This is a genomic window from uncultured Nostoc sp. (assembly GCF_964245445.1).
GTDB lineage: Bacteria > Cyanobacteriota > Cyanobacteriia > Cyanobacteriales > Nostocaceae > Nostoc.
In genome coordinates this window covers 1-12,553 of sequence record NZ_CAXTNE010000236.1, presented here as the reverse complement: position 1 = coordinate 12,553, position 12,553 = coordinate 1, and the positions used below count along the sequence as shown (strand labels likewise).

The window sequence follows — 12,553 nt, the reverse complement described above, 5'->3', positions numbered from 1 at the left end:
CAGTGGTGGCAATGATACGATTATCGGCGGTGCAGGTAACGATACCTTAATTGCTAACTATTCAGGTAATAGCATCCTTTACGGTGGCGAAGGTAATGATAGCCTCAGCGTCGGTGCAGGACCTGGTACTGCTGCTGCTACCTTTGGTTTCAATAGTTACAATGAAGGTGTTGATAGTATTGATGACTTCAACACGACTAATCAACTGATTCAGGTATCGGCTACTGGCTTTGGTGGCGGGTTATCATTAGGTTCACTTAAAGCAAATCAGTTTACCATCGGAACATCCGCAACCACTAACACTCAGCGATTTATCTACAACAGCGCTACAGGTGGATTGTTCTTTGACCAAGATGGTAGTAAATCTGGGTTTACTCGGGTACAATTTGCACAACTAGATACTGGATTGTTACTAACCGAAAACAATTTTGTGGTTGTTTAATCTTTATTAGCGTTTTGATATCCAAGCGGTACGGTTTGCGAGGTGCTATTTTTAGCATCTCGCAAATGATAGTACTCAATGCAAGTCATTTTGGGAAGCGATCGCAATTCTTGTACAGATCAGGATTTACGCAGAGGACAGGTTTGACGGAACAACTAAGCTGTTCCACATTTAAATTGCATAAGCTAGGCGGGCTTTTCGGCCCACCCCACAAGAGTTATGTTTAATTAGCGATTAACAGTACTCATATCAGGATAGCGATCGCCTGCGGTAATACCTTTTGGTGCTATTGCTTCAATCCGACTGAGTTCATCTGTAGTTAGAACAATCTCAGCTGCTGCGATATTGTCTTCTAAATAAGTGCGCCGCTTTGTACCAGGAATCGGTACAATATCTTCACCTTGAGCCAGTAGCCATGCCAAAGCAAGTTGGCTAGGTGTGACTTGCTTTTGGTCAGCGATTTCCTTGACTTTTTCAACTAATTGCAGGTTTTTAGAGAAATTATCGCCCTGAAACCGGGGATTATTTCTCCGGTAATCATCTGCTGCAAGGTCTTCAGGACGGGTTATGGCTCCCGATAAAAACCCACGACCAAGAGGACTGTAAGGAACAAAACCAATTCCTAGTTCTCGTATAGTAGGTAAAATTTCATCTTCTGGATCGCGGCTCCACAAAGAATACTCTGTTTGTAGCGCGGTAATTGGATGAACTGCCGCAGCCCGTCTAATTGTCGCCGGGGCAGCTTCCGACAGCCCTAAATAGCGCACTTTACCAGCCTGTACTAACTGAGCCATTGCCCCTACAGTATCTTCAATTGGCACGTTTGGATCAACTCGATGTTGATAATACAGGTCAATAACTTCTACTCCCAAGCGTTTAAGTGAAGCATCACAAGCTGTTTGGACATATTCGGGACTGCCATTAACTCCTTTCCAACCACCTTCTTCGGTACGAACATTGCCAAACTTGGTTGCTAATACTACTTGCTCTCGACGATCCTTAATTGCTCTACCTACTAATTGTTCATTAGTGAAAGGCCCATACATATCAGCAGTATCGAGAAAATTCACTCCAAGTTCCAAAGCACGATGAATAGTGGCGATCGCTTCAGATTCATCACGACCACTGTAAAACTCAGACATTCCCATGCAACCAAGTCCCAGCTGTGAAACTTCCAGTCCTTGTTTGCCTAACTTTCTGGTTTTCATTGAAAATCTCCCAGCTATTAAGTCTTATGTGAACATCAGTATTAAAACAAATAACGACATGTTACCTAAATTACAGGAATTTGTCTTAGCTCTTTAGTAGTATTTTGAGCAATTTAGCTACTTTTGGTTTTCTTTATAATTTCATTTGTATCTAAAAATCCAGTAATTGTTTACAGAGCTTCAAACCGTTGGATAGAAATAATTGTATAAAGACTATTTCTTTCTTAGTAGGCATAAACCAGGCTTTTAAGATTGAATCGAATAAAGTAAATTGAGGAAAAAAAATAGCTTTAATTCGTTGGGAACCTTTTAGAGAAGTAGAAATTATGCAACGGCAAATAAATCGATTATTCGATCAAATGCTGTCACCTCAAGAGAGCGATCGCCTACGGGGGGAAGTAGTTCATCGTGGCGATATACTTTATCCATCAAATTTATGAATATAAACTATCAAAATCTACTCATTTTTACACTAGTCATCATTGCTACATTGTTGACTTCACTGTTGTTGGATCGGTGGTGGCGCGAACGCATCTATAACTTGAACGGTAAAACTGTGCTGATTACGGGTGGTTCGCGGGGGCTAGGGCTAGTTATGGCACGCCAGTTGATTCAAGCAGGAGCGCGTTTGGCGATTTGTGCCCGCGTTCCACAAGAACTGGAGCGATCGCGTATTGAACTAGAACAACGAGGTGGAGAGGTTCTGGCTATACCTTGTGATGTGACTGACAAAACTCAGGTCGAGCAGATGATACAACAGGTACGCGATCGCTTTGGAGCGATCGACATCTTAATCAACAACGCTGGCACTGATTTTGTCGGTCCAGATGAACAGTCAGCTCAAGAAATTTCGCTAGAAATGCCACAGGTTTATCAAGACATTAAACAAACTCTCGGTGTGCCGATTGTTAACTCCGATTATCAAGCATTAGCACGATGGCCGGTTTTCTTTCTAGCTGCTTGGTCAGACATCAAGCTTTGGCGAAAGCGACCGGAGTATCAACTTCTTGTGCAAGATGTCGTGCAGAAAGCAGAAGAAGCTACTAGCCGCCTGTCTCCTGCTGTGTGGGTTGGTGAGCGAGAAGAGTGAGATATTCTCGATAACCCCGATAATTTCGAGCAGATTCAACAAATGGTGCAGATGTTCAAGGATATATTACCGGAACTAATCGTGCAAAATGCTCTGTTTCATTTTGGTCTAAGAGGAGTTAAACCAGTGAAGGGAATAGGGAGTAGTCAGTTGTAATTTTTTCCCCTTCCCTGTGCCTTCTTGCCTACCAGTTGATGTGCAACTTAAATGCGTAACAGCTTATTGTTTTACTCAAATGCTGAAGTGGGAGGATTTCTCAAAAACTTTGTGATTTCCTCTTTATCTATTTATTCAGCCTTTAGCAGTATTTAGGTTGCAAGATTGTTGTCGCCGCCCTCAAAAATAGCCCCCTCTAGATTGATATCTTCAGGGTGACTTCTTTAAAGCTTTTTACCCAAATTAAATTGCTGATTTCGGTACAATACCATCTGTCTGTAGAATGAAGCACATCATCAATAATATAGCGTATCCTCTAGTGTAATTAAATAAAAACCTATCTGCTTACAAACAAAACTACTCAATAGGATTTAGGTTTAACTTTTTACCAATTCAATCAAAAGGTACAAAATGGACGTATCGCAAATTAAAGAACATTTGTCAGTTTATCCAGAAAGACCTGGCGGTTTATCAGGGGCATCTGACACACATATTGGGAATATGGATTCCGTAGAGGGAGGCAAGTAGATCAAATTGATAAAGAATAATGCTCCTGATGGACAACACCACTGGTTTCCTATTGACTGGGTAAGGGCAGTAGATGAACGAGCCGTTTATCTGAAAAAAACGGTGGATGAAGTGATACAAGAATTGCTCAATGAGCAGCCTGCTGGTGTTTAAAATTGTTAGTTGTTGAGTGGATAGCGCTGCACGTCTTTTACAAAGGCAGCGCTTGCCTATCCAGCATCCAAAATCAGTATCTTCTGTCCCCTATTCTATCAGCGAAACCCAAATGGCTAATAAAGAGCTAGAAACGCTCAAAAAACTAGCTTTTGAGCAATCTGAGCGCAGTTCAGAACAGCCGTTGTCGCCACCAGACTCCAACGCTAGCTTACCCAAAGAAAAGCCTAAGCGAAATATGAACTGGTGGTTTCTAAAGATAGCGTCTATCACAGGATTATTGTATTTACTCTTTATCGTACTTACTCCTACCCCAGCTCCTCAAGAAAACCGTAGAATTGGAAATACCGAAGTTATTATATTTAGTTTGATTTTGCTGTTTAACTCAGGTTTGCTAGATAACATAGATGATATCTCAATTTCAGGTACAGGAATTGCGCTCAGGAGACTCAAGCAAGAAGTTAGGGATGATATCAATAAGTTGCAAGATGAGCAAATCGCCGAACTGAATACACAACAAAAGCGGATTGACTTGCTTCAAGAGCAACAATCAGCAACATTGCAATTTTTAGTTAGATATCTGATTGATGGCAATGAACTTAAGCATCTAATTAAGCTTAATTCTCAAGAAGAATTTAACTTTAAATTTGACGATGAATTAGCAATGGAACTGAAGCATCTTCGAGCTATGGGATTTATTAATAACTTTGTGGGCAAAGGAATTGAAAAAGTTCAACAAGATGGAGAAGGCGATTTAAAAAACTATTTTCACATTACGGAAGAAGGTAAATCGTATTTAGCTTTGAGAAAAACCTTAGGAATTAATGAAATTCCCGGACTGGGTGAAGATGGACGATGGCATCGAGATATTAGGGATTCAGGAAAAATATTAAACTAGAGAAATTTTAAAAAATAGTAAATTAAATATAGCGCTTCTCGTTTAGGGAACTCCAAAAAATAAATTATCCAATTTTTGGACTTCACTACGACTTTCCCTCCCCCTGCTTCCTGCCTCTACACCTGGCGATATAATGTCGTATGGGAACCGCTATATCTGCCTTAAAATGGCATTGTTGCATGAATGTGGAAAACTGGTAAGAGGAAATAATTGAACAGTAGCGCTTCATAATTACCAATTACAAGAACCAACTAAGCTAGCCACTATCTCAACTAGTTCTTCAGGATCAATGGGTTTAGATACATGAGTGTTAAAGCCACCTTCCAAGGCACGGATACGATCCTCACTATCAGCAAAGGCTGTTAAAGCAATAGCCGGGACTCGTCCACCATTCATTGGTTTAAGCGCACGGATTTTGCGGATAAGAGTGTAGCCATCCTCCCCAGGTAAACCAATATCAGAAATTAAAACATCGGGTTGCAATTCAGATAAAACTTTGCGTGCCGCATCTGCTGATATTACTGCTATAACTTTTGCTCCATCCATTTCCAACACAGTAGTGATGAAGAAGCGAGTATCATCATCATCCTCAACTACCAGAATATCTAAGCCAGCAAGAGTTCCAGAAGGTTTCATAAATGTCATTTTATTATAACTTTCTGTGACTTTTACCTGCTAATGATAAAATCAGGGCTTGAGAACCCTCAAAATGACCTTTTTCAAATGCGGTGAAAAGTCAGAAGTATATAATCAACGGTCAAAATAGGTAAGGGAGCAGGGGGCAGGGGAGAAAACTGAATATGGTTGAACTACATAAAAAATTTATTAAGTATAGAAATTAAAGCTTTTCCTTGTAAAGCAGTCTCTATCTATGGATTACTTGCCAAAGAAAAAATTGAGATAAAATTCGTTTTATAGTTGCTGATCAAACTATTAGTGATGATTTGAATATAGTACTTCCCATTCAGATGTTGTACAACATTATATCACGAACTGTAGGGTGTACCTCACGTAAACGAGAAGCGCTATAAATGCGATCGCAGTACTTTGTGATCTACAAGTTCATAAACACACGGCTTTCGATATATTTGAGAAGTTCGATGGTTGGGCGATTACTACGGTATTGGGCAAGAGGGCGCGATGCGATCGCTCTCTAATATCAAGTCAGGTTAATTAGTGTTCATTAAACTGCCACTTGAGGCCACCAGTGATAACAGGCAATTGCCCGAATAAATTCAGGCTGACTCAATAAAACTTGGGCTAGATGAAACAAGACATCCTCCAATTCATCAAGACTATTGAAGGAGCGATTGGCAATGGGTTCGTTGGTCAACGGCCACAATCTCTCGGCAGGTTGTAGCTCAGGAGAGTGGGAAGGCATGAACTCCAAATGATATCATGTCCGCTTGATTAGTTATTATTCAGGGCATCTATGCAAAAATATTAAAACTCTCTTTCTTGCAGCTAAAAGCCCCCAGCAAGAACTGCGCTCTAAATGATAAGTCTTTAGCCGGACATGATATAAGTCGGTGCAATAAAACCAAACTGTGTGAAGAAAAGTAAATAAGGCTCAAACTCTTTCTCCCCCTGCTCCCAGCAATAACTGCCCCCTGCCTTATTCCAACAAGAATTATTTACGCCGACCTACTTAATGGCGGCTTTCAACTACATCAGAACACTGACGATAACGTTGTTCGAGTTCCTCAACTCTCATGTCAGGTTGAATTGTTACAAGTTTCGGCATTGGCGATCGCAACTGATAAACGCACACTTAGTTTATTAAACACTATTCAACCGGACTTGATATAACTCCAAAACGCAAATAATGCTTCATTCTCGAATAAATCTGCAAGTCTTATGTAGTTTTTATGTCATTTCTAGCCAGTTGTAGAGTGGGAACTGAACTCTTGTGAGTACTGTATCAATCATGTAGAGGCGTTCAACAGCACTCACACAACAACTGGCATAGAGCGGGAGAAGTGATGCAGGGTTAAAGCTGTGTTTCAAACCACAACTTCTTCACTGTCTAACGCTGTTGATATCTCTATTGAAGCTCCAACAGCACAACATCAGTTGCCAATTTGCCGAAATCTGTGACCTTTATGGATAGGGGAGCGGGGAGCAATAAGCAGGGGGAAAAGGGGAAACTTTGTCCCTAGCAAAGCGCAACCTGTCCTAATTCCTCTTTTCCTTCCCCCTAGAAGAACTGTCTTTTGCTGACAAGTCTTGTCTAGCATCAAGTTCATTAAAACTTTTATTCCCTCTCTTGATTAAGTTTTTATCCAGTGTGTTTTCCTTTTCTTTTAGGTTTTTTACTCTTCATCTTCAGTCGGAAGAGAGCGAATTAATTCCCGAATTACATCGGTTGCTGGTCTGCCAGTGCTTGAGCAATATTTTTCCAACTTCTCAGCCTCACCTGATGTAAGATTTATTGTAAGTCGTTTAACAGCCCATTTCTTATTCATAATATTAGACAAGTTCGATTTTTCAACTACTTCTCTAATATCAATCACTTAATCTGTTACTACATGGGTATTCTCTAGGAATTTTAATTCAAGAAATGATGAAGCAGACCAATATGTTTTTCCAAATAATAGTCAAGATGTAAAGTCTATTTTAGAATATAAAGTTTAACTCTCTTAAAAGTAGTCACTATCAAGCCAGTATAAAGATAGTATAAAATAAATTAATCTATACTAAGTAGTTTGCCCAAATATATGTTAGCCCACATCAGCAGACCAAGCTACAGCACCACATTGGAGATATTTAGGGTAATTAAGGAAGCGATGCCTACGGCGGGCTGCGCCTACACAATTAAACTAGACAACTGCATTTTGGCTCATTTACTCACCCTTTTACTTTTGAGTAAAGAACAGTACCATTGTCATAACGGGCTATTTGCTGTAACGTGACGCTCTTTTAACAAACTTTCTGGTAATGACGGACGTAAACACAGATATACTAATGGCCCAAACAAGGGAAAAAGAGCAACTACCCAAAAAACACGTATATCCTTGATTCCTCGGCGTGCCATATCATCATCAAATAATGAACTAATTGGAAATATCAAGCACATCAGACAGAAATCGAGACTAATGAGGTAAACAAAAGGTTTATGAAAAAACTGCTGAATATAATCTTCTCAATTTCCAGCAATTACTGCATAGCCCAACAAACCAATAGTAGCAAATAGCAAAGAAGCTCCTGTTGTTCCCTGATCAAGAATTGAAAGTCACTTATCTTTTGTTTCATAGAATGCTTGATTAAATTTCAGAAATATTAAGTAAGGAAGGAGACAAATTACACCTGTAAAATTTGAGCCGATAAAATAAGGCCAAGCACGAAAGCTTTGCATTCTGCCATCAGTAAACATTAGGCAAGCATAGATCATAGGCCAGATACCCATCAAGCAGAAGATTGTTGGAATAATAGCGTTAAGTTCTTCCCATTGAAGCGTTAAAAGCTTCCATCCTAAAGACCATGTGTCGGGTTGATCAACAGGGGCTAGCAATATAGTATAAGTAACGAATCCCAGCCAGATAGACCAAAGAATAGTTTTTCGTAAATTTTTCAAGGAAAAGCTATTTATCATATATCTGCTATTTTAAATAAAAAATAAAATTAGATTTTTTGTAATAAAATCATTAATAAATTTTTATGATTATTAGTTTCTTAAACTTTTTAATTTAACTATTTAAATAAGCTACTTTCATGCCTCTTGAGAAAGAATCATTTTAGACTGATCCTCAACTTCAGATATATAACAGTTTTCTTTTAGATAAAGTATAAAACTACGGATTTTGAGGCAGTTATTGCTGAAGGCAGGAAGTAAAAGTTATTACAATCGTTCCAAATTGCAAAAAACTCCTGACAGAGATTTTGGCAGATATAGTGTGAGTATGCCTCTTAACATAGTCATATAGGAATATGCTTTACCGCTCTCATATCAGCAATTAGATAGTTTAAAAGACCGTTTTTAATGATTTAATATCATTAATAGATTTGCATTTAAATGCAAATCTATTCTCACGAGAGTACCTAGTCCTTTTTGTAAGTTTAACTAGCAATTAAAAATGACGCAAAATACATTGGTTGATAAAACCTTCCGCGACAACGAAGGTAACATTGTTATAGCTCAGATGCCAAATCTACCGCTTATTGTTTGGATAGTAACTAGTTTACTAACTCTAGTTTTTACAAGCGGCAAAATCAATACATTGTTAGACCTAGTAGCATACGGATCTTTGTTTACTTGGGCGTGGCTGGAATTATTTCAAGGCGTTAATTATTTTCGGAGAGCGTTAGGTCTTGTCGTACTTGTTGGCCTTATCGTTTTCAAACTTCAGTATTAATTAAGACTAAATAATTAAACAAAATTATTTAGATATCTTTGATGAGAACTTCCATGCTTGATTCGCATTGAGCGGAAGCGGCAGATAACATCGAAACGCAGCTAAAGTCCGTCGGTTTTTCTGGTGTATAGGTTTGCTAGGTAGCTACCCTGAAAGCTCCTAGCCAGCAGAATCAATTTTATCTCAAATAAGCTTGACGTAGAGATGTAGACAAGATATACCTATGTCAACATGATTTAGAATTCATAAATTAAAGAGCGTCTGAGATGTTGAACTCTTCACGCTCTTTAAAACCACGGTCATTAAAAAATAAGCTTATGAACTGCTGTAACATTTATGAATTATAAATTATTTGGTCAAACACCTTAGCAGGCGGTGGTTTGCGGTCTTATAGCCAGCACGCGATCGCTTGATAAATAATTGATTGTAGTAACTGGCAGAAAAATTCTGATTGAAGCGACATCATTACATCCTCTTAGCATGAAAAGGCAGCTAAGAATTGGGGAATAAAATTATTTAAATGATAGGCATAGCTAAAAAACGGAACCTTCAAGAGTAGTGTAACCCTTACTAAGGTAGTGCTGGATAGATTTATTGGTAAGCTGAGATGGTAGCGATCTCCAATAACAGGCATGAATTGCGTAGGCGTAGCCCGTTGTAGACATCGCTACTTGAGCAGTTCAGCAGGCAGAATATAGCATAGGGCGACAATGCAAAAACTTCTTTTTAATGATAGAGATAGATTTAGAGCGCAGGCCCTATTCCTTGGTAAAAATATTAACTTACAAAACTTGGAGAATTACGTTTGCTTGGCGACTATGCCAGTAATAGTTTCAGTCGGTGAACACGGCTGTGCGGTACTGCTAAACTATGGTGCAGTTGTCCTGTTTAACCTTGAGCCTGTGGAAAAGGTAGCCTTCTTGACCAAACTATCCTCTCAAGTTAGTGGCTCTTTTGCCAACCCAGAAACAGAAGAGGTAGAAATTCATCTCAACGTAGCAGAGAGTGAGCGAGTTAAAGAAGGAAAAATTTCGCTGCATGAATTTAGTGTAGAACGCTTGCAGATAGTGGCTGATATTCTCGCCAAGAGTGTTGTGCTGTCTCACTATGAAACTAGCCTAGCGGGTGTATTTGATCAAATTGAACCCTTTGCAGCTAGTCTCCAGCGTGAAAACAGGAGTAGACGCCAGAGCCGGGAATTACTGCGTCAACTTGGGACTACTTTATTAGTTCAACATAAGATTGTTGGTCAAGTAGAAATTATCGATAAGCCTGAGTTACTCTGGGAATCCCCACAGCTAGAAAACTTATATCTGCGCTTGGAGGATGAATACGAAATCCGTGAACGTCACCATGCTCTAGAACGCAAACTAGATTTAATTTCCCAAACTGCACAAACGGTGCTGGAGTTCATGCAGCATAGCAGTAGCCAGCGAGTAGAGTGGTATGTGGTGATTCTGATTGTAGTAGAGATTCTTTTGTCACTATACGACATCATTTTCAAAGGCTAACGCTAAATTTGGAGAGCCTAAACCTATTGGACTAACTGAAAACTGCTATATTCTATCAGACGATTTATAATCATCTGGGCTAGGTGCAAAATGTTAATTAAAAACATTCTTCCCTACGAACGTGATAGAAAATACTTGTATGATTTATGATTTTTGACTCATAGTGTAAGGATTACAGATAATGCACGTTCTCAAAAAATCCATCAAACCAGCCACTTATATATCGTTCCTCCACATTTACCAAACTACTTGGGGGACTGCTGGTGATATTTGTTTAATCCGTGAATCTGTAGCTAATGAAAGTACAGCAAAGTTTATCGGTCACAAAATCCAACTAGCAATTCCAAGAGGGTTGGAGCGCGATCGCATCGCCAACTGTCCGATCATCAAAGTTGCAGGTAATGTCGGCGACGGACATCCTAAAGAGCATCCCTTGGAATGGGAGGTTTATGAAGGTGTAAATCCAGAAATAGCTCTAGCGGCTCTTAAACCTTGGGGCTTCAAGTTAATTGAGCTTTAATGTGACAATCTGACAAGCTCAACTCGCTTTCGTTCTTCTGAAACTATTTTTTCCCCTAGCGCCATCAGACATTGGCTCAAATGGAAAAATTCATCTAATAGACATAGGAGTGAAATTAATTATGCGTTGCCCGAAATCCTTGGTAGGCATAATTCATAAATTGTACCTACGTCATTTTCACTCCTACGTCTAATGTACTAAACCAGGTTTCTAAATCCGCGATCGCCTGAAAATCCAACAATGCTTCACCGAGATTTTCTAATTGTTCTAAAGAGAGAGTTTCAATCCGGTCTAGCACCTCTTGGGGTAACTCTCCCACCCGTCGAGTAAGCTGACGGAGAATGAGCAATTGCCCTTCTGCTTTTCGTCCTCTTAGTTCTCCTCGTTGTTCCCCTCGTTGTTCCCCTCGTTGTTCGCCTTCAGCAAGAATTTCTTGATAAATCACTGACTCGCGCATCATACCCTCCCGAAATAATTGTCGAATCAAATCTTGATTGTATTTTAACCCCGCTAAGATTTGGGTATACGCGGAAATTTCTGGTCGTTGTCTTGGCTCAAGTTGATTAACTTTGACTACAACTTGTTGCAACAATGCTTGGGGTTGCGTGGTTGCCGCCAGTGGTGCTAATGGTAACAAAGCTGGGTCATTAAGGAATAGTTCGGGATTTTCCTCGCACATAGAAATCACACGATATTCGTGATGAGTAGTTTCGACACTAAAGGCAGTTTCAATTACCGTTTCTGGTGCAGGGGGAAGCAGTAATACGACAACTTGCGTTATTGGTAGACGATACAAACGATACAAGCGTACCCAATAATCTAGCATCCGCAGGGGTAGGGGTGGCGTAGATTCTAGTTTGGTTTGAAATTCCAGATGGAGAATGCGTCCTTGTAGTTGTAAGAATGTTACATAATCAGCGCGAATTGGTTCAATGCTCAATTCGGTTTTCAGGACTTTGACGGAAGTTTGCGGTGTTCCTAATACCCAACTGGCAAAACGTTCTGGATATTTTTCTGACAGGAGTTTGCAGAGGTTATCAAAGGACATTGACGATCGCCAACAATCGAACGAGGTATTGTTATTATCTCGTGCAGTGGTTTGAGTAGGCGATGTCTACGATGGTCACTGAGCTTGTCGAAGTGCGGGCTACGCCTACGCACCATCGCTCAGGGAAGCTCATTATTATACTCTGGGCGTATCTTTTTAAATTCCTGTAATAATTACATTAATATTCCATTTCTAGCTAGGTTGAGTTATCAGACGATAAAAAGATAACTGTAGCGGTTCCTGTTTTATTAGTAAAAACCTAACTCCCTTCTGTTTCCTTACTAAAGAAAGAGCAGAAAGAGCCTTTATATCTAAATAAAATTACGAATTACGAATTACGAATTATACAAATGTATTTGCACATAATTAAAAAGCGATCGCCCTTTTTCTTATTCCTCTTTACCCTGCTGTTGACTCTCCTCCTCGCCCTGCCTTGGGTGAGTGCCAAAGAACCGTCTAAGCCGAAGCCAGAAGCGTGGCAGATTAACGGTATCGTTGCTGCCTTTGATGATGGACATGATGGAGTAAAAAAACTCGCTTTTGATAAATTCAATGAATACGATCTAAAAAATTTAAAATCGGTGGTTCAGAAACCAGAGGATATTGCTCAGAAAGCTGCCAAAATCCTCAAGGATAAAACCGTTGAC

General features: G+C 39.7%; 12 protein-coding genes and 3 pseudogenes. 8 read left to right on the top strand and 7 right to left on the bottom strand.

Annotated features, from left to right (window positions below; all coding sequences use genetic code 11):
- A pseudogene (locus ACFE90_RS29205) lies at positions 1-442 on the top strand (calcium-binding protein); the annotation flags it as partial.
- Positions 443-669: 227 nt separating this feature from the next.
- On the opposite strand, the gene ACFE90_RS29200 reads toward ACFE90_RS29205, so the two are convergent.
- Positions 670-1,650, bottom strand: coding sequence for an aldo/keto reductase (locus ACFE90_RS29200; protein ID WP_375505871.1), 981 nt, complete (start codon positions 1,648-1,650; stop codon positions 670-672).
- A gap of 436 nt (positions 1,651-2,086) precedes the next feature.
- Between ACFE90_RS29200 and ACFE90_RS29195 the strand changes: the two genes are divergently transcribed.
- The 3 genes from ACFE90_RS29195 to ACFE90_RS29185 all read left to right on the top strand — a co-directional run bounded on the left by ACFE90_RS29195 (position 2,087) and on the right by ACFE90_RS29185 (position 4,475).
- A complete protein-coding gene (locus ACFE90_RS29195) occupies positions 2,087-2,740 on the top strand; it encodes an SDR family NAD(P)-dependent oxidoreductase (RefSeq protein ID WP_375505870.1) in 654 nt (217 codons plus the stop codon).
- Positions 2,741-3,430: 690 nt separating this feature from the next.
- Positions 3,431-3,577 carry a DUF2171 domain-containing protein gene (locus tag ACFE90_RS29190; RefSeq protein ID WP_375505869.1) on the top strand — a complete coding sequence of 49 codons (147 nt, stop codon included), beginning with the start codon at positions 3,431-3,433 and terminating at the stop codon, positions 3,575-3,577.
- 112 nt (positions 3,578-3,689) lie between these two features.
- The gene (locus tag ACFE90_RS29185) at positions 3,690-4,475 is read left to right on the top strand and encodes a hypothetical protein (protein ID WP_375505868.1); all 786 of its coding nucleotides are present in this window, start codon (positions 3,690-3,692) and stop codon (positions 4,473-4,475) included.
- 231 nt (positions 4,476-4,706) lie between these two features.
- Here ACFE90_RS29185 and ACFE90_RS29180 read toward each other — a convergent pair whose 3' ends face one another.
- The 5 genes and pseudogenes from ACFE90_RS29180 to ACFE90_RS29160 form a co-directional block, all read right to left on the bottom strand.
- A complete protein-coding gene (locus ACFE90_RS29180; protein ID WP_375505867.1) occupies positions 4,707-5,111 on the bottom strand; it encodes a response regulator in 405 nt (134 codons plus the stop codon).
- 547 nt (positions 5,112-5,658) lie between these two features.
- Positions 5,659-5,868, bottom strand: a pseudogene (locus ACFE90_RS29175) (hypothetical protein); the annotation flags it as partial.
- Between the two features lie 255 nt (positions 5,869-6,123).
- Positions 6,124-6,246 (bottom strand): hypothetical protein, encoded by a 123-nt coding sequence (locus tag ACFE90_RS29170; protein WP_375505866.1) that lies wholly within the window; start codon positions 6,244-6,246, stop codon positions 6,124-6,126.
- A gap of 541 nt (positions 6,247-6,787) precedes the next feature.
- Complete coding sequence (locus ACFE90_RS29165) at positions 6,788-6,940, bottom strand: CopG family transcriptional regulator (protein ID WP_375505865.1); 153 nt, start codon at positions 6,938-6,940, stop codon at positions 6,788-6,790.
- A 767-nt stretch (positions 6,941-7,707) separates the two neighbouring features.
- A complete protein-coding gene (locus ACFE90_RS29160) occupies positions 7,708-8,067 on the bottom strand; it encodes a hypothetical protein (RefSeq protein WP_375505864.1) in 360 nt (119 codons plus the stop codon).
- Between the two features lie 481 nt (positions 8,068-8,548).
- On the opposite strand from ACFE90_RS29160, the gene ACFE90_RS29155 reads away from it, so the two are divergent.
- From ACFE90_RS29155 to ACFE90_RS29145, 3 genes are all read left to right on the top strand, one after another.
- Complete coding sequence (locus tag ACFE90_RS29155; protein WP_375505863.1) at positions 8,549-8,827, top strand: hypothetical protein; 279 nt, start codon at positions 8,549-8,551, stop codon at positions 8,825-8,827.
- 710 nt (positions 8,828-9,537) lie between these two features.
- On the top strand, positions 9,538-10,338 hold the full coding sequence (locus ACFE90_RS29150) for an RMD1 family protein (RefSeq protein WP_375505862.1): 801 nt from the start codon (positions 9,538-9,540) through the stop codon (positions 10,336-10,338).
- Between the two features lie 181 nt (positions 10,339-10,519).
- Positions 10,520-10,858 (top strand): hypothetical protein, encoded by a 339-nt coding sequence (locus ACFE90_RS29145; RefSeq protein ID WP_375505861.1) that lies wholly within the window; start codon positions 10,520-10,522, stop codon positions 10,856-10,858.
- A 166-nt stretch (positions 10,859-11,024) separates the two neighbouring features.
- Here the strand turns inward: ACFE90_RS29145 and ACFE90_RS29140 are convergent, their stop codons facing one another.
- The gene (locus tag ACFE90_RS29140) at positions 11,025-11,906 is read right to left on the bottom strand and encodes an Rpn family recombination-promoting nuclease/putative transposase (protein WP_375505860.1); all 882 of its coding nucleotides are present in this window, start codon (positions 11,904-11,906) and stop codon (positions 11,025-11,027) included.
- A 350-nt stretch (positions 11,907-12,256) separates the two neighbouring features.
- Here ACFE90_RS29140 and ACFE90_RS29135 point away from each other — a divergent pair.
- Positions 12,257-12,553: pseudogene (locus ACFE90_RS29135) on the top strand (HEAT repeat domain-containing protein); the annotation flags it as partial.